Origin of the sequence: Desulfosporosinus acidiphilus SJ4 (assembly GCF_000255115.2) — a bacterium.
Taxonomy (GTDB): Bacteria; Bacillota; Desulfitobacteriia; order Desulfitobacteriales; family Desulfitobacteriaceae; genus Desulfosporosinus; species Desulfosporosinus acidiphilus.
This window is the reverse complement of sequence record NC_018068.1, coordinates 3,333,066-3,359,688: the sequence shown is the minus strand read 5'-3', so window position 1 is coordinate 3,359,688 and position 26,623 is coordinate 3,333,066. Positions and strand designations below refer to the sequence as shown.

At 43.1% G+C, this 26,623-nt stretch carries 25 protein-coding genes; 21 read left to right on the top strand and 4 right to left on the bottom strand.

Annotated features, from left to right (window positions below):
* Positions 1 to 111: 111 nt before the first annotated feature.
* From rimO to DESACI_RS15265, 12 genes are all read left to right on the top strand, one after another.
* The gene (gene rimO, locus DESACI_RS15320; RefSeq protein WP_014828108.1) at positions 112 to 1,449 is read left to right on the top strand and encodes a 30S ribosomal protein S12 methylthiotransferase RimO; all 1,338 of its coding nucleotides are present in this window, start codon (positions 112 to 114) and stop codon (positions 1,447 to 1,449) included.
* On the top strand, positions 1,446 to 2,003 hold the full coding sequence (pgsA, locus tag DESACI_RS15315) for a CDP-diacylglycerol--glycerol-3-phosphate 3-phosphatidyltransferase (protein ID WP_014828107.1): 558 nt from the start codon (positions 1,446 to 1,448) through the stop codon (positions 2,001 to 2,003). The genes rimO and pgsA overlap by 4 nt, the downstream gene beginning before the upstream one ends.
* A gap of 193 nt (positions 2,004 to 2,196) precedes the next feature.
* On the top strand, positions 2,197 to 2,718 hold the full coding sequence (locus tag DESACI_RS15310; protein WP_014828106.1) for a hypothetical protein: 522 nt from the start codon (positions 2,197 to 2,199) through the stop codon (positions 2,716 to 2,718).
* A 65-nt stretch (positions 2,719 to 2,783) separates the two neighbouring features.
* Entirely contained in the window at positions 2,784 to 4,253 is a 1,470-nt protein-coding gene (locus tag DESACI_RS15305) for an AAA family ATPase (RefSeq protein WP_014828105.1), read from the top strand.
* 161 nt (positions 4,254 to 4,414) lie between these two features.
* A complete protein-coding gene (locus tag DESACI_RS15300; RefSeq protein WP_014828104.1) occupies positions 4,415 to 5,689 on the top strand; it encodes a competence/damage-inducible protein A in 1,275 nt (424 codons plus the stop codon).
* Complete coding sequence (locus tag DESACI_RS15295; RefSeq protein WP_014828103.1) at positions 5,679 to 7,292, top strand: DEAD/DEAH box helicase; 1,614 nt, start codon at positions 5,679 to 5,681, stop codon at positions 7,290 to 7,292. The genes DESACI_RS15300 and DESACI_RS15295 overlap by 11 nt, the downstream gene beginning before the upstream one ends.
* Positions 7,293 to 7,620: 328 nt before the next feature.
* Positions 7,621 to 8,652: a recombinase RecA gene (gene recA, locus DESACI_RS15290; RefSeq protein WP_014828102.1), complete on the top strand. Its 1,032-nt coding sequence runs from the start codon at positions 7,621 to 7,623 to the stop codon at positions 8,650 to 8,652.
* Positions 8,630 to 9,172: a regulatory protein RecX gene (locus tag DESACI_RS15285; RefSeq protein ID WP_014828101.1), complete on the top strand. Its 543-nt coding sequence runs from the start codon at positions 8,630 to 8,632 to the stop codon at positions 9,170 to 9,172. The genes recA and DESACI_RS15285 overlap by 23 nt, the downstream gene beginning before the upstream one ends.
* Before the next feature lie 244 nt (positions 9,173 to 9,416).
* On the top strand, positions 9,417 to 10,967 hold the full coding sequence (gene rny, locus DESACI_RS15280) for a ribonuclease Y (protein WP_014828100.1): 1,551 nt from the start codon (positions 9,417 to 9,419) through the stop codon (positions 10,965 to 10,967).
* A gap of 407 nt (positions 10,968 to 11,374) precedes the next feature.
* A complete protein-coding gene (locus tag DESACI_RS15275) occupies positions 11,375 to 11,935 on the top strand; it encodes a hypothetical protein (protein ID WP_014828099.1) in 561 nt (186 codons plus the stop codon).
* A gap of 178 nt (positions 11,936 to 12,113) precedes the next feature.
* Positions 12,114 to 12,896 carry a TIGR00282 family metallophosphoesterase gene (locus DESACI_RS15270; RefSeq protein ID WP_014828098.1) on the top strand — a complete coding sequence of 261 codons (783 nt, stop codon included), beginning with the start codon at positions 12,114 to 12,116 and terminating at the stop codon, positions 12,894 to 12,896.
* Between the two features lie 122 nt (positions 12,897 to 13,018).
* On the top strand, positions 13,019 to 13,279 hold the full coding sequence (locus DESACI_RS15265) for a stage V sporulation protein S (protein WP_014828097.1): 261 nt from the start codon (positions 13,019 to 13,021) through the stop codon (positions 13,277 to 13,279).
* Between the two features lie 218 nt (positions 13,280 to 13,497).
* Here DESACI_RS15265 and DESACI_RS15260 read toward each other — a convergent pair whose 3' ends face one another.
* Complete coding sequence (locus DESACI_RS15260) at positions 13,498 to 14,739, bottom strand: IS110 family RNA-guided transposase (protein WP_014826601.1); 1,242 nt, start codon at positions 14,737 to 14,739, stop codon at positions 13,498 to 13,500.
* 642 nt (positions 14,740 to 15,381) lie between these two features.
* Between DESACI_RS15260 and DESACI_RS15255 the strand changes: the two genes are divergently transcribed.
* The 3 genes from DESACI_RS15255 (at position 15,382) to DESACI_RS15245 (ending at position 17,550) form a co-directional block, all read left to right on the top strand.
* Entirely contained in the window at positions 15,382 to 16,335 is a 954-nt protein-coding gene (locus DESACI_RS15255; RefSeq protein ID WP_014828096.1) for a dipeptidase, read from the top strand.
* 32 nt (positions 16,336 to 16,367) lie between these two features.
* Complete coding sequence (locus tag DESACI_RS15250; RefSeq protein WP_014828095.1) at positions 16,368 to 17,213, top strand: PHP domain-containing protein; 846 nt, start codon at positions 16,368 to 16,370, stop codon at positions 17,211 to 17,213.
* A gap of 70 nt (positions 17,214 to 17,283) precedes the next feature.
* Positions 17,284 to 17,550: a hypothetical protein gene (locus DESACI_RS15245; protein WP_014828094.1), complete on the top strand. Its 267-nt coding sequence runs from the start codon at positions 17,284 to 17,286 to the stop codon at positions 17,548 to 17,550.
* Between the two features lie 23 nt (positions 17,551 to 17,573).
* Here the strand turns inward: DESACI_RS15245 and DESACI_RS15240 are convergent, their stop codons facing one another.
* Positions 17,574 to 18,074, bottom strand: coding sequence for an HD domain-containing protein (locus DESACI_RS15240; protein WP_014828093.1), 501 nt, complete (start codon positions 18,072 to 18,074; stop codon positions 17,574 to 17,576).
* 240 nt (positions 18,075 to 18,314) lie between these two features.
* On the opposite strand from DESACI_RS15240, the gene guaB reads away from it, so the two are divergent.
* The 6 genes from guaB to DESACI_RS15210 all read left to right on the top strand — a co-directional run bounded on the left by guaB (position 18,315) and on the right by DESACI_RS15210 (position 24,506).
* Positions 18,315 to 19,766 (top strand): IMP dehydrogenase, encoded by a 1,452-nt coding sequence (gene guaB / locus DESACI_RS15235; RefSeq protein WP_014828092.1) that lies wholly within the window; start codon positions 18,315 to 18,317, stop codon positions 19,764 to 19,766.
* Positions 19,767 to 19,881: 115 nt separating this feature from the next.
* Positions 19,882 to 20,211 (top strand): hypothetical protein, encoded by a 330-nt coding sequence (locus tag DESACI_RS15230; protein ID WP_014828091.1) that lies wholly within the window; start codon positions 19,882 to 19,884, stop codon positions 20,209 to 20,211.
* A 17-nt stretch (positions 20,212 to 20,228) separates the two neighbouring features.
* Entirely contained in the window at positions 20,229 to 21,386 is a 1,158-nt protein-coding gene (locus DESACI_RS15225) for a glycerate kinase family protein (RefSeq protein ID WP_014828090.1), read from the top strand.
* A 104-nt stretch (positions 21,387 to 21,490) separates the two neighbouring features.
* A complete protein-coding gene (locus DESACI_RS15220) occupies positions 21,491 to 22,072 on the top strand; it encodes a TetR/AcrR family transcriptional regulator (RefSeq protein ID WP_014828089.1) in 582 nt (193 codons plus the stop codon).
* 75 nt (positions 22,073 to 22,147) lie between these two features.
* Positions 22,148 to 23,218: a DmpA family aminopeptidase gene (locus DESACI_RS15215; RefSeq protein WP_014828088.1), complete on the top strand. Its 1,071-nt coding sequence runs from the start codon at positions 22,148 to 22,150 to the stop codon at positions 23,216 to 23,218.
* Positions 23,219 to 23,285: 67 nt separating this feature from the next.
* Positions 23,286 to 24,506, top strand: a complete 1,221-nt coding sequence (locus DESACI_RS15210; protein ID WP_014828087.1) for a hypothetical protein — start codon at positions 23,286 to 23,288, stop codon at positions 24,504 to 24,506.
* A gap of 3 nt (positions 24,507 to 24,509) precedes the next feature.
* Here the strand turns inward: DESACI_RS15210 and DESACI_RS23760 are convergent, their stop codons facing one another.
* The gene (locus DESACI_RS23760) at positions 24,510 to 24,839 is read right to left on the bottom strand and encodes an ATP-binding protein (protein ID WP_083845605.1); all 330 of its coding nucleotides are present in this window, start codon (positions 24,837 to 24,839) and stop codon (positions 24,510 to 24,512) included.
* A 137-nt stretch (positions 24,840 to 24,976) separates the two neighbouring features.
* Positions 24,977 to 26,218, bottom strand: coding sequence for an IS110 family RNA-guided transposase (locus tag DESACI_RS15205; RefSeq protein WP_014827116.1), 1,242 nt, complete (start codon positions 26,216 to 26,218; stop codon positions 24,977 to 24,979).
* Between the last annotated feature and the right edge of the window lie 405 nt (positions 26,219 to 26,623).

Here is a 26,623-nt window from a genome sequence, read left to right as displayed (position 1 = left end):
TGTCCTTTTCTTTATTTTGTAATGTCACAAGTTATATGGATAATATCTTTTGACCTTGTTGAAGTGTTGGTTTATACTAAGATAGGTAAAACAGTGATTTGAGGTGTAACCTTGACGAAGAAAGTGGCAGTTGTTACTTTAGGTTGTCCTAAAAATCAAGTGGATAGTGAAATTATGGCTGGTTTTCTAGCCCAAAACTATGCACTGACAGAAGAACCTGAAGCAGCAGATATTATAGTAGTGAATACATGTACTTTTATTGATTCGGCTAAGGAAGAGTCTATAGAAACGATCTTTGAAATGGCCGGCTATAAGCAATCAGCAAAATGCAAAACGTTAATTGCCGCCGGTTGCTTAGCTCAACGCTATGGTCCTGAATTAATGCAGGAAATTCCGGAGCTTGATGGTGTTATAGGGACAGGTAATGTGGATGAAATCACGACGATAGTTCAAGCTGCCGGAGAAAAACGAACAAATTTAATAAAAATTGGGCCCCCTAATTTCCTTCACCATGAATTAATGCCAAGAAAGCGTTCAACTCCCAATTATTTAGCCTATGTTAAAGTGGCTGAAGGCTGTGACAATTTTTGTACGTATTGTGTGATTCCCCATGTGCGCGGACATTTTCGCAGTCGTCCCCAAGAATCGGTGATTCGTGAGGTTCGGGAGATGGCAGCTCAGGGTGTTAAGGAAATTATGGTTATGGCCCAGGATACCACACGATATGGACAAGACTTAGAGGGGAAATTAGTTTTGCCGCAGCTGCTTCGCCAACTTGCGCAGATCGAAGGAATTGAGTGGATCCGGTTAATGTATTGTTACCCTGAACGTTTTACAGATGAACTCATCGAAACCATGCGTCAGGAACCAAAGATATGCAAATACATTGATTTGCCGCTGCAGCACGCTGATAATAAAATTCTTCGAGAAATGAATCGCCAAGGAACCATTGAACGGGCCGAAGCATTAATAAAAAAGTTACGATCGGCTATGCCGGAACTTACTCTTCGCACTACGATGATTACAGGATTTCCGGGAGAGACGGAGCAAGAATTTAAAGCTCTGGTTGAATTTGTTCAGCGAGTACAGTTTGACCGCCTTGGAGTTTTTGCTTATTCCCAGGAAGAAAATACGCCTGCCGGGCAAAGAGAGGATCAAATACCTCTGGAAGAACGCGAGCGACGAAGGGATCATCTTATGCAGATTCAGCAAGAAATATCCCGGCAAAGGCAGCAACGCTGGGTAAACCAAATGATAACAGTGCTGCTGGAACAGGAACTTCCTGACGGACGCTGGATCGGGCGAACAGAAGGAGATGCTCCGGAAATTGATGGCCAGGTATATATTAACAAAACGAGTGCGAAAATCTCACTTCAGGTAGGGGACATGATTAAAGTACGTATCCTTGAGGCGGATAGTTACGATTTAATAGGAGAGGTTGCTTCGTGAATTTACCCAATCGTTTAACATTAGCGCGCATTATTTTAATACCTGTGTTCATGGCCTTTCTGCTGCTCCAAGTTCCCAAAGGTCATACACTTTTTCCTCATCAAGAAATAGTAGCGGCGATCATTTTTATATTAGCCTCTGCCACAGACGGCTTGGACGGTTATATAGCCCGTAAGCGTCATCAGGTAACGAATCTTGGTAAATTTATGGATCCGTTGGCAGATAAACTTTTGGTTTCCGCTGCGTTGGTTTCTTTGGTTGAGCTTGGTGAAGTAAATGCTTGGATTGCTTGGATTGTTTTAGCCAGAGAGTTTGCGGTTACTGGACTGCGTGCCATTGCCGCAGTGGATAGGGTTGTGATTAGTGCAAGCAAGCTGGGGAAAATAAAAACAATCACTCAAGTCGTTGCGATTTCTGCTATACTACTCAACGACTGGCCGCTTTCACTTATAGGCCTGCATATTGGGCAGCCTCTGCTGTATGTAGCCGTATTTTTTACAATTATTTCGGGGCTTGATTATATGCTGAAGTCCCGGAAATTGTTACATAAGTGATCTAATTGGTATTGATTATATTAAAGATAAAAAAAGGGAGAGCTTTCCAATCCAGAAAGCTCTCCCTTAGTTAGCATTTGAGATTTTTAACACGAATTACCTAACTAGGAAAAATCTTTAATTTCTATATGATATACTGCATGCTATAATGTCGATATAGCAAATAGTATTGCATATGGAGGACGATGCGTATATGACGAAACGGCGCGTATTAATTATCAGCTTTGTTGCAGTTATAATATTCGGTTTATTAATAGGTGGAAAAATTCTTTACCAGAAGCAATGGATAGATTCATCAATCCTTACACAAAGTCAAAAAATATCCGGTATTGTTTCAGTAAAAACAGTTCAGGGTGATGGTCAAGCAGAATTAGATGTTACGACCCAACACATAGCAAATTTGCGTCAAGTAAGTTTGTCTTTGGAAACTATAGTGGGTAAAGAACCTATTCGATATTTAGATCATAGGAATGCTTCCCTGACAACATTATTTGACCAAATGCAGTTCCCAATTCAAGAGGGAATTACGCGTGGCAATTTTACCGAGATGCAGCAAAGCATTCAAACGATGGCTAAAAAGGCCGGCGTTCAAGTTCAGCTGCAAATGGACAGTGATAATATTTATGTTCTATTGGAACAAGGAAAGGCTCAATTAATTGAAGTGGTTGAACGGCATGATCAAGGGCAGTTTCTGCCAAGTAAGGAGTTAAGTTAATACTCGCTGATGGCATTGGATAACAATCACTTTATCAAGCAATTTCTTTATAAGGAGGGGACCACGTGAAACGAGATATCCTTATTGGTTTAGCATTAGGTGTTTTTGCCTTTCTGCTGGTTATGGGTTATAATGTTTTGCCCATTGCCTTATTGTGTATAGGAGCGTATTTTTTATGGACGCTTGGGATTTCCCGTCAAGTATTAAAAACGGGAAGTGGTGAATCGATTACCTCAACGATGGTTAATTTTGAGGACATTGGCGGGCAAGCAATTGCTAAAAAGGAACTTCAAGAGGCCTTGGATTTTCTGCGTTACTCAGATCGGATGAAGGCTTTAGGAATTCGTCCGTTAAAGGGTATTTTATTATCAGGCCCGACGGGGACGGGAAAAACGCTGCTTGCGAAGGCAGCGGCTAAATATACAGATTCATCATTTTTATCTGTTTCCGGCAGCGAGTTTGTGGAAATGTACGCAGGTGTCGGTGCGGAGAGGGTACGAAGTTTATTCCGTCGGGCGAGGGAAATGGTTAAAAAAGAAAGGAAATCCAGCGCCATTATTTTTATCGACGAAATGGATATTCTGGGAGCAAAACGAGGGAGCAATGTTTCTCATCACGAATATGACCAAACTCTTAATCAATTGCTCATTGAGATGGATGGTCTGAAGACGGAACTAGGCCCGCATATTTTGGTGATGGCAGCAACGAATCGCCCGGAAGCCTTAGATCCGGCAATACTTCGACCGGGACGTTTTGATCGGCAGGTTAAAGTTGATCTACCCGACAAGGAGGGAAGAGTTGCGATTCTGGAGATCCATACCAAAAACAAACCCTTGGCTCCTGATGTGGATTTGGAAGCGATTGCTCATGAAACTTTTGGTTTTTCAGGCGCGCATTTAGAGAGCGTAACGAATGAGGCTGCAATTTTTGCCTTGCGGGATCAGGCAAAAGAGATTACAGCGCGGCATTTCCATGAAGCCGTTGAAAAGGTCATGCTTGGCGAGAAGTTAGATCGAAAGCCAACTGCAGAAGAACTGCAACGTATTGCCATTCACGAAAGCGGACATGCCATGCTGGCAGAAACTGTACGACCGAACTCAGTTTCTCAAGTCTCAATTCGTTCTAGAGGAAACGCTTTAGGATATGTTCGTCATTATCCGAAAGATGATTTATATCTTTATACACAAGCTATGTTAGAAGAGCAAATTATGGTTGCCTTAGCAGGGGCTTTAGCTGAAGAAGAAAGTCTGGGAAATCGCAGTACAGGTGCTGCCGGCGATTACGAGCAAGCCTTGAATCTTGTGGAAAAAATGCTTCAAGCAGGTATGTCTCCATTAGGAGTGACCGATGTTTCATTATTAAGTGCCGAACAACGGCAACCTGTTACAAAAGATATCCTTGCTGAGCTAGAAAACCGTACCAAGCAGATTATTCAGCAAAACAAAGAGGTCTTATTGCATTTAGCCGAGATTCTGCAGGAAGAGGAAAGTCTAAGCGGGGATACTTTGAGAACTTATATACAAAATGTTGCTTAACTCTGAACCTCTCCGAGGTTCTTTTTTTTTTACTTTTCATCTCAGCACCAGATAAGTTTTTCTATCGTATGAAGGATAACATAATGTAAGGTGAGAAATAACTAAGCAAGCAAGACAAAGCGCGTATATTTGCGTTGATATAGGGAGAGTGATAAAATAATATGAAAGCTGAAATTGTAGCTACTGGGACAGAGTTGTTACTTGGAGAAACTCTAAATACAAGTGCTCACTACTTAACAGGAAAACTTTCCTCTTTAGGCATCGAGGTAGACTATCACACGACGGTTGGAGATAATTCTTTGCGTTTAGAACAAGTTTTACGTCAGGCAATGGATCGTTCAGATCTTTTAGTCACAACCGGCGGACTGGGACCGACGGCGGATGACTTGACAAAGGAACTTGTTGCTAAGGTCTTGAATTTGCAAATGGAGCTGGACCAAAGGAGTTTAAACAACATTAAAGAGTTCTTTGGTCGGCGGAAAGCTCCCATGCCTTCTAGTAATGAGAAACAAGCCTATTTCCCCAAAGGCTCAAAGATATTGCCCAATCCTATCGGTACAGCGCCTGGAGCAATTATTGAAAACGGCGGAAAGACAGTCATTATATTGCCGGGACCACCTTTTGAAATGCAGCCCATGTTTGAAAATTATGCTTTGCCCGAAATACAACGTATTATTGGACCCAATTCCGAGCGAATGAACGAACGTGTTTTGAAAGTTTTTGGTATTGGTGAATCTGCTCTTGAGGAAGTTCTGGGAGATCTGATGCATCTTCCCGACCTATCTATGGCTTTATTAGCTAAGCGTGCGGAAATGCATATTCGTTTAGTTGCAAGAGGAACGGTGGCAGCCTCAGAGAAGGTACTGGATGCTTTAGATAAAACTGAGACCGAAATTAAAAGGCGTCTTGGGGACAAAGTATTTGGCCGTGATCAGGAGACGATGATAGGGATCGTAGGGCAAATTTTAAAAGAGAATCATTTGACTGTTTCTACGGCCGAGTCTTGCACCGGAGGCTTACTCGGTGCGGCCTTAACACAAGAACCAGGCAGTTCGGAGTTCTACCTGGGAGGAGTGGTTAGCTATTCAAATTCCTTAAAACAACAGCTTCTAGGGGTCAATGAAAAAACTCTCGGGCTGTTTGGGGCAGTTAGCGAAGAAGTCGCCAAAGAAATGGCCGAAGGAATTCGGACGAGATCGGGATCGGATTTTGCCGTCTCAACCACCGGTATTGCCGGTCCGGGTGGAGGCAGTGACCTGAAACCCGTGGGGTTGGTTTATATTGGATTTGCTTCGACGGAGAAAGTTTATGCTCAAAAGTTTCAGTTTTATGGAGAAAGAGAGTCAGTTCGGCAATTGACCGTTCAGGCCGCTCTTAATGGGATAAGACAGTATATGTTGAACAAGGAAAGGGGATTACACATAGGTGATGGTTGAACGTTTACAATCTTTCGGGGATATTCAGTTAAGCAAGCAAATAGTCCAAGGTTTGTCTGAAATGGGATTTGAGGAACCTTCTCCAATTCAGCAACAGGCAATTCCGGTAGCTCTTGAAGATACGGATATTATTGGGCAGGCACAGACAGGAACGGGGAAGACGGCGGCTTTTGGGATTCCCATCGCTGAAAAGGTCAATGCGAAATTCCAAGCCGTCCAAGCACTCATTGTAACTCCAACGCGCGAATTGGCTATTCAGGTTGCGCAGGAAATATCTAAAATCGGTAAATATAAACACGTAAAACCGTTGCCTATCTATGGCGGCCAGCCGATAGACCGTCAAATTCGTGCCTTGCGTATGGGCTACCAAGTTGTTGTCGGAACCCCCGGAAGGTTGTTAGATCACTTAAATAGGGGCACACTGCGCTTGCAGCATGTCAAGATGATGGTTTTGGATGAAGCGGATGAAATGCTGGATATGGGATTTGTCGATGATATTGAGAGCCTTCTCAAAGCTGTTCCCGAGGAAGGCCGTCAGGTTATGCTTTTTTCAGCGACAATGCCGCAGGCGATTCGCAAGTTAGCACAGACCTATATGAAAAATCCTCAATCTGTGACAGTTAGCAGGGATGAATTAACAGTTCCTCTCATTGAACAGGTTTTTTATGAGACGAGGGAAAGCAAAAAAGTGGATGCTTTATGTCGTATCATCGATATGGAGGATATCGGTCAAGGGATTACTTTTTGCCGCACAAAACGAGGAGTCGATGAACTTGTCGTCGCCTTGGAAGCGCGGGGGTATTTTGCGGATGCCCTGCACGGGGATTTGAGCCAGCAGCAGAGAGACAGGGTTATGAAGCGCTTCCGTGATGGAAAAACAGAAATGTTAGTTGCTACTGATGTAGCAGCCAGAGGAATCGACATCAGTAATTTGACCCATGTCATTAACTTTGACATTCCCCAAGATCCCGTATCCTATGTACACAGAATAGGAAGAACAGGGCGTATTGGCCGACGAGGACTGGCAATAACCTTGATTTCTCCTAAAGAATATCGTCAACTTCGTTTGATTGAAAATTTAATTAAGACTAGGATACGACGCCGAGAACTTCCTTCCTTAGCAGATATTAGCGAACGTCAAGCGGAAAATCTAAAAAATCAACTGATTAAATTAATTCAGAACGATCGCTTAGGAAATTATCGGGCTATCGTCGGAGATTTGCTGGAAGAATACGATTCAACGGATGTTGCGGCGGCTGCTCTAAAGTTTGCAGTTGAGGGAGCTGATTCAGAAGAGCGAATTGACGATAACGACCCGGATGTTAATCACTTTGGCAACACCGGAGCAGCGCCGGGGATGGTTCGTTTCTTTATGAATATAGGAAGAGTTCAGCAAATTCGCCCTCAGGACATCATACGCTGGATTGCAGAAGAAAGCGGAATTCCCGGAAATATCATTGGGATGATAAATATCTATGATAAATTTACGTTTGTTGAGGTTCCTGAAGAATACGCTTCGAGGGTCTTAAGCTGTATGCATCAAGCAATGATTAAGGGCCGAAGAGTCAGTGTCGAACCGGCGAAAGCCCGCGAAAACTCCTGATTGCAAGTTAAATATCGATGATAATGAAGAAGCTAGTCTCTAAGGATTAGCTTTTTTCCTTTTCTATACTAGCCGGAAGGTATAACCCTCGGTTAATTACTTTCCGGAAGCATAAGTGCAACTAACGGTTTCTGCTTCGCAAGCTCAGCACAAACCGAGTTTTCTATATGTCCTTAAGATCGTTTTTGATATATAATGTTGATGGTAGTTGTCCATCTCTATAATGTTAAACGAATTGACAGGGATGGAGCCTGCCTCTATAATGATAATCGAACAGATGTTTTGCGGATAACGAAAATTTGTTTTAACCGATTGAGGAGGTTGGAAGATGGCCGAAACAAATAAGCTCAAGGCACTGGATGTTGCCTTAGCACAAATTGAAAAACAGTTTGGCAAAGGTTCCATTATGAAACTGGGAGAATCTGCGACGATGTCAATTGATGTTATTCCTACAGGTTCTCTAGCTTTAGATTTAGCCTTAGGTGTTGGCGGGGTGCCGCGGGGCAGGATTATTGAAATATATGGACCTGAGTCTTCCGGGAAAACGACAGTCGCCCTCCATATTATTGCCGAGGCCCAAAAACTTGGCGGAGTAGCAGCATTTATTGATGCTGAACATGCGTTAGACCCTGTTTATGCTAAAGCTCTGGGCGTTAATCTTGAAGACTTATTGGTTTCTCAGCCTGATACCGGAGAACAAGGCTTAGAAATTTGTGAGGCCTTAGTGCGCAGTGCTGCCGTCGATGTAATTGTTCTTGATTCAGTGGCTGCCCTAGTGCCTCGTGCTGAGATTGAAGGGGAGATGGGCGACAATCATGTTGGACTGCATGCCCGTTTAATGTCCCAGGCCTTGCGTAAGCTGACCGGATCAATCAGCAAGAGTAATACTTGTGTTGTTTTTATTAATCAAATTCGTGAAAAAATTGGTGTGATGTTTGGCAGTCCGGAAACGACAACAGGGGGACGGGCTCTTAAATTCTACGCCACCATCCGAATTGATATTCGTCGTCAAGAAGCCCTTAAGCAAGGGCAAGAAATAATTGGCAATAAAACCCGGATTAAAGTTGTTAAGAATAAAGTGGCTCCGCCTTTTAAATCTGCCGAATTTGACATTATGTATGGTGAAGGAATTTCTAAAGAAGGAAGTATTGTCGATATAGGAACTGAGATGGAAATCATCACAAAATCGGGGGCTTGGTACTCATACAATGGAGAACGCTTAGGGCAGGGACGTGAAAATGTTAAGGAATACCTGAAGCAACACCCCGATATGGCTCTGAAACTTGAAGAGCTGATTCGTTCCAATATGAATGCGGTCCCCTCCGCGCCCATAGAAGATGGTTCCTTTGACGAAGAATAAACCTAAGAAAAGCGCATGGGAAGCGGCACTCGATAGTTTGTCCAGAAGAGCCTTGACAAACTGCGAATTGGAAACACGCCTTACGGAAAAGGGATATGAAAACCAAGAAATTGAGAAAGTCATTGCCAAATTGACAGATTACGGTTACCTCAATGACCAAGAACTTGCCCTAAACTATTCTAAGAGTCGTCTTAAACGATATTCGCGCCGCCGCGTCATCTCTGACATGAAAAACCGCGGAATTGCAGGCACTTTAATTGAGCAAGTCTTACAGGAAGTATACTCCGGTGATGAGGAATCAAAACTCTGTTTAGCTTTGGCTCAAAGATGGTGGGCACAAGAGGAACAACGCTGGGAAGAAAAGACGTCTAAAGATCCGGACAAAAAGTCCCCGCCGGTTGAATTATGGGTACGGCAAAGAGTAGCTAGGAAACTTTTACAGCGAGGGTATCCTTCAGAGATGGTAAGAAATGTTATCATGGAAATGCGAATAGAATCGTCTCATTTAGGACAAGCTTGACAATAATAGCAAATGATATTAAAATCTTAGCAGAGACCTGTCTCTGTTAAGATTTAACCTTTATGGTTTTCTTATAGATTTCGTGGTAGTCATTCTTAATATTGTTTTTTGACTAACGAGAGTTGTAGGAAGCGGGGGAAGTCTGGAAAACTCCCGTATTAAAGGTTGCTTAAGAGACTGGTTTGAAGCCAGTTTTTTTTATTTAATTGTTAAATTTTGAATTTTTACAAACAAGGAGGTGTAAATGTTGCTTGAAATAGTTATTACAGGTTTGATTGCCATAATAGTTGGCTTAGGTTTAGGAGCCTTAGTTGGCTGGCATATTCGCAGAAATACTGCCGAAAAAGTTATTGGTACCGCTGAAGAAGAGGCAAAACGTATTGTTGAAAATGCACTTTCGACTGCAGAAAGCAAAAAACGAGAATCAATTATTGCTGCCAAAGAAGAAGCTATGCATATTCACAATGAGGTGGAAAAAGAAACTCGCGAGCGTCGGAATGAACTCCAGCGCTTGGAACGACGATTATTGCAAAAAGAAGAGAGTTTAGACCGTAAAATTGAGTCTATCGAACGAAAAGAAGAAAATATGCATCGCCGGGAAAGTGAAGTTGATTCCCTCAAAGAAGAGCTGAATTTACTTGTGGAAAAAGAGCAAGCTGAGTTAGAGCGCTTATCAGGGATGACTTCGGAAGAAGCTAAGCAGCTTCTTCTCAAAAGAGTTGAAGAAGAGGTTCGCTATGAATCAGCGATCATGATTAAGGAAATTGAGACTCGCGCCAAAGAGGAAGCAGAAAAGAGGGCTAAAAACGTCATTTCTCTGGCTATTCAGCGGTGTGCCGCTGATCATGTGGCTGAGACTACAGTATCAGTCGTAGCATTACCGAGTGATGAAATGAAAGGGCGAATCATTGGACGTGAGGGACGCAATATTCGAACATTGGAGACATTAACCGGAATCGATCTTATTATTGATGATACACCTGAGGCGGTTATTCTGTCTGGTTTTGATCCCATTCGCCGTGAGGTAGCACGTATTGCTCTGGAGAAATTAATTGCTGATGGCCGCATCCATCCTGCTCGTATTGAAGAGATGGTTGAAAAGGCTCAAAAAGAAGTGGAACAGAAAATACGTGAAGAAGGAGAGCAAGCTACCTTTGAGACTGGGGTTCATGGGTTGCATCCGGAATTGGTACGATTACTTGGCCGATTGAAATTCCGTACCAGTTATGGTCAAAATGTGTTAAAGCATTCCACTGAAGTTTCTCATCTGGCGGGACTTATGGCTGCCGAATTAGGGATAGACATTCAATTAGCAAAACGCGCGGGACTTCTGCATGATATCGGTAAAGCAGTGGATCATGATTTAGAAGGAACCCACGTTCAAATCGGTGTTGACCTTGCTAGAAAATATAAAGAATCCAGCGATGTTATCCATGCTATTGAAGCTCATCATAATGATGTAGAAGCCAAAAGTTTAGTTGCTGTATTAGTGGCAGCGGCTGATGCAGTTTCGGCTGCTCGCCCTGGTGCTCGACGTGAGACTTTAGAAACGTATATTAAACGCCTGCAAAAACTTGAGGAGATTGCCGAGAGTTTTGAGGGAGTGGAAAAATGCTTTGCTATTCAAGCTGGTCGGGAAGTTCGAATTATTGTCAAACCCGACAAGATTGATGATGTTCTGGCACCACGTGTTGCACGTGAGATCAGTAAGCGAATTGAAGAAGAACTTGAGTATCCGGGACAAATTAAAGTTGTAGTGATTCGCGAGACAAGGGCCGTTGATTTTGCTAAGTAAAACGTTTAATTCTGATCAGGCGTCTAGATAGACGCCTGATTTTTTTTTATATTATCAGAAAGTACAACTTTTGGTTAAATACTGCAAGAAGAGCTCATTCGTGCGAAGACTGTGTCTTCGTCTTCTGGCATAAGTGCAACTAACCTGCCGCTTTCGCCGGAGGCATAGCGCCGGCTAAGTTTTCTTCACTATCAGCCCCCCATGTTAATACGCAGCACTGGTGGATGATGGAAAACAGGCGTTCACTCAGCACTCCGAGGCTCGCCCACTTGCTTGCGCGTGAGCTGTCTTCAGCGGGCAAGTATTCTTTGGGGATAGCAGACTCCAGCAGTGTGGATTAACCGAGTGTCCCCGAAGCCAAAGACGGCGAGAAGAGAATTACGAATGTTGCAGGAGTTTGGTTTCTTATGACGAATAATTCTCATGATAGGTCAGAGCAACAGAGAGGATTGACAAGGGTGCCGAATAATATTCCGAGAGATATAAAATATGTTACAGATGGAGTCGATTTACTAACTTCAATTTTAACGAGATATCCTGAATTAGGAGCTGTACATTATTGGTGTGAGCGGCAGGCTCTTAAGTTTACGTTTATGTTTAAGCAAGCCATTGATGTTGAATCAATTCAGGGAATTCTACGCCCTGCTTTAGAGTTCTATCATCATTTAGAACGACGAAAAATCCGTGTTTTTGACATAAGCTGCCGAAGTGAGGAAAATATTGGCGTTTTACATGTAGTTCGCGATATTGAAAGCGTGAGTCAAAGGGAAGTTGGACTAATGATTGAGTTGTTAAGGCGAAACTATATAGAAGAGATGATATATGATGAGCCTTATTTACCGGAAGAGGAATTAGAAGTTCAAGAGGAAGTAATTAACCAAATGCTCACTTCGCTTAAACACATGGACCTTGATAAGAATGTTATAGCTTTGAGAGATGAGGGACGTGTCTTAGTATTTAATAATTAACGGCTCAAAACTTTCGCATTCATCCAATCGTGAGACTCCTGCTTCTATAAGTGGGAGTGACCCCGTTCTCTAAGAATAATAACGGCATTTCAGGGGAGTTTAATTGAGGAGAAAAAGGGAAAAAGTATTAGAGTATATAATAAAGACATTTAGATAGGTTTGAAGTGGGGGGAACGCTTTGCGTATACTTTTTGTTGGGGATATAGTCGGTAAACCAGGTAGGGAAGCGATTAAAAGGTTTTTAAAACCGCTTCAGCTTGAATATAATATAGATGTAACAATAGCTAATGCAGAAAATGCTGCATCAGGAAAAGGAATAACCAAAGACATAGCGGAAGAACTTTTTGATTACGGAATTCATTTTTTTACAATGGGGAATCACGTATGGGATAATCGTGATATTATGAATTTTATTGATTATGAGACAAAAATGGTACGACCGGCAAATTATCCTGTCGGGGCCCCGGGGCGGGGATACGGAATAATAAGAGCTAAGGGTTGCAAAATTGGCGTTCTAAACCTTTCAGGACGGGTATTTATGACACCGTTAGATGATCCTTTCAGTGGGGCTATCCGTTGGATTAACCAACTAAAGCAAGAGACTCCCATCATCCTAATAGATATCCATGCTGAGGCAACCTCAGAAAAAGTGGCTTTAGGATGGTTTCTTGATGGAAAAGTCAGTGCCGTTGTTGGAACCCATACTCATATACAGACCGCTGATTTCAGGGTGCTTCCCCAGGGAACCGCTTATATCACGGATGTGGGCATGACAGGCCCAAGAGATTCTGTATTAGGAATAAAAAAAGAGATTATTATCAATCGATTTTTAACTCAACTGCCAGCTAAGTTCGAGTTGGCAACAGGACCTATCCAAATCAATGCTGTGGTGATTGATATCGATGAAAGCACCGGCAAGGCACGCAAAATTGAAGCGATTCAGCGCTGCTTTGAATCATAAAGTAATTTTATATAAAAATCAGAAAACTTAGTTAAAAAAAGAGGATTTCCTCCTTAAGCTCTCGAATACATATTTAAAGATGTGGTAATACCTGTAAATGAATTCGAGCAGGAGGATGAATTATGGATGTATTAAAAGTTTCAGCAAAATCAAGTCCCAATGCCGTAGCTGGAGCGCTTGCCGGGGTTCTGCGAGAGAGTGGAGGAGCTGAATTGCAGGCTATCGGAGCAGGGGCTCTGAATCAAGCGGTAAAGGCTGTTGCTATTGCACGTGGTTTTGTGGCGCCTAGTGGGGTCGATCTTGTTTGTATTCCGGCTTTTACAGATGTTGTCATCGATGGGGAAGAAAGGACAGCCATTAAGTTGATTGTTCAGCCGCGCTAGGATAATTTGAAGCACCTGTTTGTGAGTACAAGCAAACAGGTGTTTATTTATGTGAATTTATAGTAAAGTCCTTCGGTAATATGTCAAGACCCTAAGTGAGTCAATTTTTCAGTAAGTTAGTTATCCGTTGGCAAAAAAGGCAATAAAAAACCCTCTTATTCCCAAAATGAAATGGAAACAAGTTACAAAAATGGGACTTCAATTCTCGTAGTTCATGCTTAGTTTGCAATCCCCCTATTGCCATGTGGCATATAGATTTGGTTGCTGCGTAGCAGAGCATCAACCATACGGACGAGTTTGCGTGCAGTAAGCACGAGAGCACGGCGATGATGGTGAGTCTTACTTTCCGAGAATTTACGTTGGTAGAAGGCTTTGTACTCTGGTTCCTTTTGGCGTACTAGGTTAGCAGCCTGGATGATATAACTTCGCAAGTAGGTGTTGCCGGTTCGAGTTAAGGGCGTGTCATCGGCTGTAAAATCACCGGACTGGTGAGAACGCCAGGTTAGCCCAATAAACTTTGCTAAGGCTCCTTCATTCGGAAAACGGCGGATGTCTCCAATCTCAGCAATAATACCAGCTGAAAGCACAGGGCCAATACCGGGAATGGTAATGAGCGTATTAGGGAAATGCCTGATTTCAGCTTCGATCGCCTTATCGATTTTCTTGACCTGTTTCTCTAAAGTGTGGATGGTTTCGATGCTCGTGGCTAGGATAAGGTTAATGGGTTGCAATAGGCTTCCACGTAGTCGATGGGCCTTGCGAGCGGCTTCCTTCAACTCTCTGGCTTTGGCTTCCGGATCCTCGAAATGACTTCTTCCTTTCTCCATGAGGAAATCAATCAGTTCATCAAGCGGTCGAGCCGCAACCTCTTCTGGAGAAAAAAACTCAAGTGTCAAGGATTCAGAAGTAACGCTGAAAGTATTACTAAAAACCGTACCTTGGGCAAGAGTGCTAAACTTTAAGAACAAGTTCGTGAGGAAATAATTCTTCTCTCTGGAGATCATCTCGATCAGATGACAACGAAAGCGAGTGAGTCGCTGTAACGGTAAGTAGCGGAAATCGACCTGAGAGCCCTCCGGGAGCCGGCCGAAGCGTAAACGTTCGGCAATGACCCAGGCATCAATCCAGTCGTTCTTCGGAAGGTCCACATAAGCCTTTTTGAAATTAGCAACGACCTTGGGGTTAAAGGAATAAATTTGGGGCTGTAAAGGTGCTAAACAATGGTCTTCCGCTAAGAACATTTGTAACGGCCAACTGTACACGGAAGTGGCCTCTAAACCAATAACCAGCCGGTCCTCATTCTCTTTATTACAGGCTTCAGAGAGATATCGGGCAACTTGCTCACAACCAGGCTGATCATTCAAAACCCTTAGCCTTTTAACTGGTTCATTACCACGCTCATCTAAGATTCGCACTTTAAAATCACTGGAACTCACATCTATACCGACAAATAAACTCAAGTAAAATCACCTCACTTTCCGAGTCGAAGAATTTGTAAGATTAACGTTGGGACCAGGCACCACAACAGGTCAACAACCTCGCCGAATCAGCACTTGTCTTAAAAAGACCTCGGATCCAACCGATCTGCTACCATCGGAGGGGTTCCCTTTAAGCTGTGCAACCTTCGAGTTAAAAGTTCAAATTGTGGGCTGGCAGTCAGACTTAATAAGAGGTCATAGCCTCAAGGAGTGAAAGGCCTTACCAGAACGAACCTCACGGTATCATTTTGCCTGAAACCCCAACAAACTTAAATACTTTTTTGTTGTCAAAGAACGACTTAAGGAATCATTACTCAGGTATTCCTTATCCTGAGCCTGTGGACAGTGCCAGCCTATGGAAAAGCCCTTATGGGTCTATCTTAAAAGAGCTTTCCCTCAGGCTTTGGACAAGTCGAATTTGAAGTGTGCTTTGGGGTTGACTTGTCCACACTGCCCACAGGCACGACGACTGCATGGGGTATGCGTTATTCTGCGCGCATCTTGTTGATGATGACCAACCAACTGAATTTCCAGTTTTCTTTGGTCATTTAAATACCCCACGTTCCATTAGTTTTTTGGACTCGTGGGGCAGGAACTAAATTAATTATACGAGGAGTGTTGTCATTGGATAAGGTTTTTATCGTTGACGGACATTGTGATAGTATCGGTTACCTCAGTAGTCAGACAAGGACGTTGTTGCTGCCATCTGAAGGGGGGCATTGGGATGTTCCGAGAGCAAAGAGTGCCGATATTTCACTTCAGTTCATGGCGGCTTTTATTGAATCCAAGTTCAAGCCCTCCCTAGCCACATTAAGAGGTTTGGAACTTATTGAGACAGCACAGAGGTTTGTGGAAGAAAACCCAGATCAACTATTTTTGATAAAAAACCAATCGGATTTAAATCAAATCCCGGACCCGACGCGGATAGGAGTTTTGCTAAGTGTTGAGGGAGGAGAAATAATCGGTGAAAATTTGTTTATGTTAGACATTATTTATAGGTTGGGAGTCAGAGCCCTTGGACTAACCTGGAATCAGCGAAACGCTTTAGGTGACGGGGTTTGGGAGAGAGAAACGAAGAGTAGATTGACGAATCTTGGTCAGGATGTTATAAGGCGCATGAACCAATTGGGAATGCTGATTGATGTTTCTCATTTAAATGAGAATGGGTTTTGGCATGTTCTGGAGCTCTCAGAATATCCTATTGCCGCAACCCATTCCTGTGCCTATTCTCTGTGTCCAAATTCGCGTAATTTGACAGACTCCCAACTTCGTGCCCTAGGTGAACATAAAGGAATTGTAGGAGTGAATTTTAATCCCGGATTTTTAAAAGAAAACGGTCCTGTCACCCGTAAAGATGTCGTCAGACATATATCTTATATTGCTGAAGTGGCAGGTGTAGAAACAGTAGGCTTGGGTTCGGATTTTGATGGGATTGAGGAGACACCGGATGGGTTAGAAAATGTCAGTGATTTATCCTATCTTCTAGACGATTTGACAAAAGCCGGATTTTCAACTAAAGAAATTGAACAGATTTCTGGCAGAAACTTTATGCGATTATTGTCGGGCGTGCTAAAATAAACATTGGTATTCCTAGAAAAGAGGTAGAATTATTGGAGTCAGTAATATTCGAAGTTGATTTACATTGCCACACAACTGCATCGGATGGAGAGCTTACGCCATCGGAGCTTGTACATTGCGCTGCCGGCTTAGGCTTGAAAGGGGTTGGCATTACCGACCACGATACGATTCAAGGATGGAAAGAAGCTGAAGAAGCTGCAAAAGTCTATCAAATCAAGCTAGTTAAGGGTATTGAATTAAATACCGATTGGAATGGCAAAGAGGTACATATTCTAGGATATGAGCTCGATGATTCCTCCGATTACTTAAGGCATAGGTTACAAAATTTAAGAGATGCTCGTAAGCAGAGAATGCTCGAAATCATTGAGCGTTTTCGGCGCTTGGGGATCACCATTGAAGTCCAAGAAGTTCAAAAGTATGCCAAAGGTGAATCAATGGGCCGTCCGCATATTGCTCAGGCACTTATGGAGATGGGTTATGTCACCAGCATTAAAGAAGCTTTTGAGCGTTACATTGGGAGGGGTGCTCCCGCTTATGTTCCGCGTTATAAACTGACTCCGGAAGAGGCAATTGAACTAATTAGGGAATCCCATGGAGTTGCTGTTCTTGCGCATCCTGGCATATATCGTCTTGAAGAAGGAATCCGGCCTTGGATTGATGCCGGTTTACAAGGCATCGAAGTAGCCCATTCCGAACACAATCAAGAAGATGAACAACGATATCGTGCTTTAGCGGGGGACTATCATTTAATCATGACAGGTGGGTCTGATTTTCACGGTGAGAAACACAAACCGGGTGTAAAACTCGGTCACTGGGGTGTTAGTGAGGATGTAATTCAACAAATATTGACCTTAGCAAAAGGTAATACTCTCAAATAGATTTAGCAGGGTTAAAATGTTGCGTCCCGGCATAGAATAGTTTTGAAGAACTTGTCGGGGGGCGTTGTCATTGGATTCTGCAGAGGAAATACGGCTGTTAAGGGCGCGTATCGGAGAATTGGAACAGCGGGTTGAACATCTAAGAGTTAGCCGAAGAGTGCTAATGAACCTGTTAGAAAAAGTAGAACGCGAGAAGGTCGCTCTTGTTCACAAACTTGAGAAAGAAAACGTACGCCTGCAGCGAGATAATAAACGATTTGCAAAATGGATATTTTCTAAAAATAAAGAGATTGTAGAGCTTAAGGAAAGAGTTGAATCAGCAGTGCAAAAAGCATGAGTAAGTATGATTACTCGTGCTTTTTAGTGCTGATTATCAGCTCTGTATAACATCTGACCAAGCTTAGAGTTTGGTGAGTGGTGATCGTTTATTAGCAAACATACCCTGGAATTCAGTCCTATTTCTTGAGCTAAATTACTTCCCCAGCGGGCATGATGGTCAGCAATTTGTAACGGCGCAGCCAAAAGTGATGGCCCATTTTTTAGTAGGCTCCAGATACCTTGAGGCAATTGCTGAATTAAAACGATAAATACTCGCTGCCAAAGTCGAATCTTGGTGAGAGATTTGCCACAGTCATGAAGTAAAGCCGCTGTGATCAAGTCCAGATATTCGGACGAAGAAAGACTTTCTTGATAAGGCAAAAGGCTTTTAGCCACTGCCAGAGCATGTCGCTGTTCAGCCTTTGACTGTTGAAGAAAAAGCAAATTTGCTTGAGGAGATAAAATTTGTTTTGCCCAAAGTAATTCGGAAGGATATATTCGGGGAAAAAATGCTTCTATGAATTGGTGGGTACGATAGAACATGAGTAATTCCTCCTTACTCCATAATAAGGAGCAATAGTCTGCCTGACAAGTCTACTAGAGTAGTTTCTAATTAAATAGGGAAATATAATTGTAAATTTCCGAACTTGTTCAAGGAATAAGGGCCGGACATAAACTTGATAGTCTCTCTTAGCTGGGGTGAATTATTATTTCGCTGTTTTAATAATAGAATTTCTGATATACTAGTTAGAAAACTATTGGGAAAGGGAGCTAAAACTAATCATGCAGTCCAATCGTATTTTACAAGAGGCCCTTACATTTGATGATGTCCTAATTGTTCCGGCAAAATCCGAGGTACTACCACGTGACGTGAATGTCAGTACTTATTTGACCAAGAAAATCAAACTCAATATCCCCCTGATGAGTGCGGGCATGGATACGGTTACAGATTCCCGTATGGCAATTTCCATGGCGCGGGAAGGTGGTATAGGGATTATTCATAAGAATATGAGTATTGAACAACAAGCCTTGGAAGTTGATAAAGTTAAACGTTCAGAGCACGGTGTTATCACGGATCCAATATATTTGAAACCAACGGATAAAATTACAGATGCTTTAAAATTGATGGAGCGATATCGGATTTCAGGAGTCCCGATAACTGTTGAAGGAAAATTAGTCGGGATATTAACAAACAGAGACTTGCGCTTTGAAAAAAATTACGATCGCCTAATCAGCGAGGTCATGACCAAAACAAATTTAGTGACGGCCCCTCAGGGCACCACTCTGGAGCATGCTAAAGAAATCTTAGCTCAACATAAAATTGAAAAACTCCCGATTGTCAACTCGGAAGGAATTCTTAAAGGCTTAATTACTATTAAAGATATTGAAAAGTCTAGGCAATATCCGAATTCTGCGAAAGATGAAAGAGGCCGGTTGCGTGTTGGTGCAGGGATAGGGGTTACGGCAGACGCTTTGCAGCGGGCTGAAGCCTTGATTAAAGCAGGTGTGGATGTTATTGTTCTCGATACGGCTCATGGACACTCCAAAGGGGTTATTGAAATGGTAAAGGTACTAAAAGAACATTTCCCGGAAACCCAGTTAATTGCAGGAAATGTTGCTACTGCGGATGCTACTCGTGAATTAATTAAGGCTGGTGCAGATGCTATTAAAGTTGGTATCGGACCGGGCTCGATTTGTACAACTCGAGTAGTAGCCGGTATTGGCGTACCCCAGGTAACTGCGGTTATGAATTGCGCTGAGGAAGCGGATAAGTATGGAATTCCAATTATCGCTGACGGAGGAATCAAATTTTCTGGTGATATAGTTAAAGCCTTAGCAGCCGGGGCTCGCACTGTTATGATAGGAAGTCTTTTCGCCGGGACGGAAGAAAGCCCGGGGGACATGGAAATCTATCAAGGCAGAAGCTTTAAGGTATATCGGGGGATGGGATCAATAGGGGCTATGAAAGAAGGAAGTCGTGATCGGTATTTCCAAGAAAAAGATCAGAAACTGGTACCGGAAGGCATTGAAGGACGAGTTCCCTATAAAGGCCCAGTTTCTGAAACGATTTACCAAATGATCGGTGGATTACGAGCTGGGATGGGGTATTGCGGAACTCCAACGATCGACGATCTGAGGACAAAAACGCAATTTATACGTATAACTTCTGCAGGTTTGCGAGAAAGTCATCCTCACGATGTTACTATTACTAAAGAAGCACCAAATTACAGTTAGACCGATATGCACGTTAGGTAGAGGAAAGTAACCGGGAAGTTTATTCTCTAAGTTAGAGTCTTGGAATTATGGGGGGAGAGTGGAGGGATCCTCTCCCCTTTTAATGGAGGTATATATGAATAAAGCTTTCTGGAGATACATGCTGCTTTTAAGCTTGCTCTTCCTTTTTTGGAGCGAGTTTTTTGTTTCGGGTGGAATACTGAGTCAATTGGCCTTTAATTTTGCTCTTTTTTATCCCCTCGGTTTTTTTGTCGGCTATAGGTCTCGGCAAGAAAATATTAGGACTGCCTATTTAGCTGGATTTATTTTTAATTTATTATCCTATTTGGCTTCTTTCATTTATCAAATTCCTATTCAAAGTTGGTCTATGGTAATTTTGGATTTTGTTAGTTTCTTTATCTTTGTCAAACTTGGAGCTATTTTCGGAAAACGTGCACAATCTTAGAATGAGGAGTGATTATCATGAGAATTGTCATTGCCCCGGATTCATTTAAAGGTTGTTTGAATGCTATGAATGTTGCGCTGGCAATGCAGAAGGGTGTACAGAGGGTCTATCCTGAAGGGAAAATAGATTTGATTCCTATGGCAGATGGAGGAGAAGGAACTGTTGAAGCTGTTCTAAGTGCAGTTAACGGCAGAAAAGTAGAGGTTGAGGTTAAAGATCCTCTCGGACGTTCAATATCTGCAAACTATGGGATTCTTGAAAACGGGAAGACTGCAATTATTGAAATGGCCGCTGCTTCAGGGTTACCGTTATTGCTTCCGGAGGAGAGAAATCCTCTTATTACTTCAACACAGGGAACAGGAGAATTAATCCGGGATGCCTTAGACCATGGAGTAGAAAAGATACTCCTGGGGATAGGGGGAAGTGCCACCAATGATGGGGGTGCCGGGTTAGCCGCTGCTTTGGGTGTCAAGCTATTGGATGATCAAGGCAAGGAGTTAGCTCCGGGCGGAGCAGCTCTAGGAAACCTTCGAAAAATAGACACATCAGGTATTGACCCACGACTGGCAAAGGTACAAATCGAGGTTGCTTGTGATGTGCAAAATCCGCTTTGTGGGCCGGAAGGTGCAAGTGCAGTTTATGGTCCGCAAAAAGGGGCAAATCTTGAGGATATTAAAATTCTGGATGCAGCGCTCTTGAATTTTGGTGAGCAGCTGAGTGAACTCTGTGGCACGAATCTTTTGCAATTACCGGGCGGTGGGGCTGCAGGCGGATTAGGTGCAGGACTTGTTGGTTTTTTGGGAGCAAAATTACGCCCAGGTTCACAGATGATTTTAGATGTGGCAAATGCTGAGGAAAAAATTCGAGAAGCTGATCTTGTTCTCACCGGTGAAGGAAAGACTGATTTTCAAACAGCCTATGGGAAAGTACCCGTTGGGGTTGCCGCCTTAGCCCAAAAATATCATGTTCCAGTCATCGTCATTTCCGGGACTGTAGAAGGCCTGCCGGATCTTCTTTGGGAGCATGGGGTCAGCAGCTGTTTCAGCGTTGCTGAAGGTCCGGCATCTTTAGAAGAAGCTTTTTCTAAGGGAGAAGAACAACTGGAAAGGGAAGTTTGGCGAATATTAACAGTTTGGAAACTTGGAACGCAGGCGTCGGCGAAAAACATTAATTAATAGATTTATGGCTGTTCCCCTCTTTGCTAGAAGGAAAAAAATGGTATATGGCGAATAGATAAACTATCTATAGTGTTTATACCTAAAGTTAAGGGGGAATAAGCGTGGCGGATTTGTCTCGTAGAGAGCGTAAGAAAAAGGAGACTCGCGAGAAGATTTATTCTAATGCTATGAAACTTTTCCGATCACAAGGATTTGGAGCAACCTCTATTGAACAGATTACTCAACATGCTGATGTTGGAAAAGGAACTTTCTATAATTACTTTCCCACCAAAGAAGCAGTTGTTTTAGAATTTTCTAAACGGACTTGTCAAAATCTGATTAATATTGGACGTGATAATTCAGGTCTTAATACAAGGCAGCGCCTAGAAAGCCTTCTTCATGACTGGACTGATTTTATGGTGAGAGATCGCGAAATTGCCTGGGTTACTGTACGTAATCGTGACGGAGCTGAATATGACATGAGTCTGCATTATGCCTTACTGGCAATTTTGAATGTGGGGCAAATGAATGGGGAGATCAATGGGGATTTTGATTCGGCTTTTTTGGCAGAAAGCCTTGAAGGAATGGTTGTTCAGCATTTTATACGCTGGTTTGTTTCCGGTTCAAGCGATTTACATAAAGAGGTCAATGCGGCTCTGAGCGTTTTTTTAGATGGACTTTTAGAAAAGCAAAAAGAGGCCTGATGCATGTTGATCTGAATAAGAATTCGTTCATATCCCTCTTCAGTTGCACATACTGTTAACTGCGGGGGGATTTTTATGTCTATAAGATCTAGTCCGAGAGATCTTGGGCTGTGGCTTGGGCAAATGCCTGTGGGAACGTTTAATGATATAACCGATGTTCCGGGAGTAAGGGTGGGGCATGTTTCCCTGGTCAAAGGAGCAGGCCCCCTGCTTCCATCGGGCAAAGGTCCGGTGAGAACCGGCGTGACAGCGGTTATTCCTCGTGGGGAAAATTTATATCGGCATCCTTGTTGGGCAGGAATTGAAGTTATCAATGGCTATGGGAAATCGCTAGGTGTTCCTTTTATTCAAGAAATGGGTTATCTGAATTGTCCTATCATGTTAACAAATACGTTAAGTGTAAACGATGTGGCCCATGGGGTGTTAACATATCTGCTGCAGCAAAACCCTGAAATCGGGAATGATGCCAGGAGCCCCAATGTTGTGGTTATGGAATGTGATGATTCCTATTTAAATGATATACGAGGGCGACATGTAAGACCATGGGATGGACTTATTGCCTTGCAACGTGCCGGAGGAGGACCTATAGCACAGGGAAATGTGGGAGCAGGAGTAGGAATGTCTTGCTTTCAGCTTAAAGGCGGCATCGGGAGTTCTTCGCGTATTGTCCAAAACAAACGCCATCGTTATACTCTTGGCATGTTAGCGTTGGCTAATTTTGGACAATTAAGGGACTTGATCATTTCAGGTGTTCCCATCGGAGAATTGCTGACGATTCAAGCAAAGGGATATATACCTGGGTCATTGATTCTTATCGGGATAACCGATGCACCTATATCGAGGTGGCAGTTGAGACAACTTGCCCGTCGAGCAAGTCTGGGAATGGCTCGGACTGGATCAATCTCTATGACTGGGAGCGGGGATTTTTGTCTTATGGTTTCCACGGCTCCTTTTGACAATCGGAATTATCTATCAGACTGGGATCTCGATGACTTTTTTCGGTCAGTTACCGAAGCAACTGCAGAAAGTATTTGGAATGCTTTATTTTTAGCAGAAACTATGGAAGGCAGAGACGGAAATATTCGTCGAGCCCTTCCCATTGAGAAAACATTAGAACTTATCAAAAGCTGGAAAGGTGGTTATTGAAGTTTTGTCATGAATTTCGTTTTTTGTACGTAAACATGCTAAAGGAGAAAACTAAGGGAGGTTCATTGTGAAAATCACCTGGGATATTATCTGGGAAGCGCATCCGGAAGTATTTATAGCACAAAATTGGATTGAATGTACAGAAGACAAGAAGAAGGCTAATCGTCTGCCGGCTCAATATTCCTATTTTATGGGCGGAGAGACGACGCTTCGAGCTGGGATTGTAGCAAGTTCTTCAATTTTGCGAGAAGAAGACTTTTTGTTGGCTGGCGTATTATGGGGCAATAGGCTGAGCAATGGTGCAAAAACAATTATTTATTATGTTGCCCCTGATTTTTCGGCGGCCTTCTTAAAGAGTATTAACAAAATAGGCGGCAGTATTTCCGCCAGGGCAGTCTATTGGCGTGAAAAACTTACACCAAGCTTGTACCTGATTCCTGAAGAAAGACAGAACATGCGGCAACGGTACTCTATTGGCGAAGAACGCCCAGACTGGAAACGATGGGGTCAAGGTTTAAACCCTGTGGCTCGTCAGCACTTAATGATTGTCAATAGATTTTTTACAGAACTAAGCAAACGAAGAATCAGGACTGAATTCAAACCACAACATATTGCCTTTTTTTGGGGGAATTTTGAAATAGCTGAAGTTCGAAGAACCGGCAAGAAATTCGAATTAAGCAGCAGAGTCAAGTGGCTTAAAGATCAGGATCTTTGTATAAAGTGGCAAAAACTGGGTTGGGTAGATGCCTCAGGTTCTCTTAACAGTGAATTTTGCGGGACTATTTACTGTATCCTCGATTACTTAGAAACACTAGAGTCCGAAAGAAATCTTCGTACCCAAGATCTGCTTTCTCTTTGGCTTCACCAAGGTGACGGTGTCTTAAAATCCCTTTGGGGAAGTTCGTGGTCTTGGCCATGGCTGCCTAAAGAACGAAGTGAAAGTTCAGTGTTAGAATTAGAGCAGTGGCATTTCTTCCAGGGGAATGGTCAACTGAGCGTTGTTTGCCCAATCTTTGAAAGACCTTTGCTCAAAGCTTCTAAAAGTATTATTTTATCCAGCGTACTTAACAGCAGCTTTCTACTGGAAAATGTTAAGGATGAGTTTGGAAATTTATTAGCTTGGGATGGCCGCGTACATTGGCTAACCACTCATGGAATGGAGGATGAGCTGCGGCGTTGGTATTGTTGGCTTAAAAATAGCGATGATTTCCCTATTTGGACCTTGCCGGAGAATTGGAAGGAAAAGGGGATTTATGAACTCAATAGTCGGGGACCCCTTTTTAATTAGCCACTACGCCGTCAGAAAATTTGAACAATTACTATAGCGGGGCAATTCGATGATGACTTCCGCACCGGAATGCTGAGAAGGATCTTTAAAATGTAATTTTCCATGATGGGCGAGAACGATTCTTTGGGCGATTGTCAAACCTAGGCCTGTGCCCCCGGTTTGGGTTGAGAAAAAGGGGTCGAGTATACGATGACGTAAATTTTCAGGGATACCATGCCCGTAATCAATAAAGCTGATGCGAATGTATTGATCATTACGGCTAAGTCGAATAATTACTTTTCCTTCTTGTGGTGAAGCCTCAATGGCATTATTTAATAAGTCCTTCGGTAATATGTCAAGACCCTAAGTGAGTCAAATTTTCGGTAAGTTAGTTATCCGTTGGCAAAAAAAGGCAATAGAAAGCCCTCTTATTCCTAAAATTGAATGGGAATAAGTTACAAAAATGGGACTTCAATTCTCTTAGTTCGTGCCTAGTTTGCAATCCCCCTATTGCCATGTGGCATATAGATTTGGTTGCTGCGTAGCAGAGCATCAACCATACGGACGAGTTTGCGTGCAGTAAGCACGAGAGCACGGCGATGATGGTGAGTCTTACTTTCCGAGAATTTACGTTGGTAGAAGGCTTTGTACTCCGGCTCTTTTTGGCGTACTAGGTTAGCAGCCTGGATGATATAACTTCGCAAGTAGGTGTTGCCAGTTCGAGTTAAGGGCGTGTCATCGGCTGTAAAATCACCGGACTGGTGAGAACGCCAGGTTAGCCCAATAAACTTTGCTAAGGCTCCTTCATTCGGAAAACGGCGGATGTCTCCAATCTCAGCAATAATACCAGCTGAAAGCACAGGGCCAATACCGGGAATGGTAATGAGCGTATTAGGGAAATGCCTGATTTCAGCTTCGATCGCCTTATCGATTTTCTTTACCTGCTTCTCCAAAGCGTGGATGGTTTCGATGCTCGTGGCCAGGATAAGGTTAATTGGTTGCAATAGGCTTCCACGTAGTCGATGGGCCTTGCGAGCGGCTTCCTTCAACTCTCTGGCTTTGGATTCCGGATCCTCGAAATGACTTCTTCCTTTCTCCATGAGGAAATCAATCAGTTCATCAAGCGGTCGAGCCGCAACCTCTTCTGGAGAAAAAAACTCAAGTGTCAAGGATTCAGAAGTAGCGCTGAAAGTATTACTAAAAACCGTACCTTGGGCAAGAGTGCTAAACTTTAAGAACAAGTTCGTGAGGAAATAATTCTTCTCTCTGGAGATCATCTCGATCAGATGACAACGAAAGCGAGTGAGTCGCTGTAACGGTAAGTAGCGGAAATCGACCTGAGAGCCCTCCGGAAGCCGGCCGAAGCGTAAACGTTCGGCAATGACCCAGGCATCAATCCAGTCGTTCTTCGGAAGGTCCACATAAGCCTTTTTGAAATTAGCAACGACCTTGGGGTTAAAGGAATAAATTTGGGGTTGTAAAGGTGCTAAACAATGGTCTTCCGCTAAGAACATTTGTAACGGCCAACTGTATACGGAAGTGGCCTCTAAACCAATAACCAGCCGATCCTCATTTTCTTTATTACAGGCTTCAGAGAGATATCGGGCAACTTGCTCACAACCAGGCTGATCATTCAAAACCCTTAGCCTTTTAACAGGTTCATTACCACGCTCATCTAAGATTCGCACTTTAAAATCGTTGGAACTCACATCTATACCGACAAATAAACTCAAGTAAAATCACCTCTCTTTCCGAGTCGAAGAATTTGTAAGATTAACGTTGGGACCAGGCACCACAACAGGTCAACAACCTCGCCGAATCAGCACTTGTCTTAAAAAGACCTCGGATCCAGCCGATCTGCTACCATCGGAGGGGTTCCCTTTAAGCTGTGCAACCTTCGAGTTAAAAGTTCAAATTGTGGGCTGGCAGTCAGACTTAATAAGAGGTCATAGCCTCAAGGAGTGAAAGGCCTTACCAGAACGAACCTCACGGTATCATTTTGCCTGAAACCCCAACAAACTTAAATACTTTTTTGTTATCAAAGAACGACTTAAGGAATCATTACTCAGGTATTCCTTATCCTTATCCTGAGCCTGTGGACAGTGCCAGCCTATGGAAAAGCCCTTATGGGTCTGTCT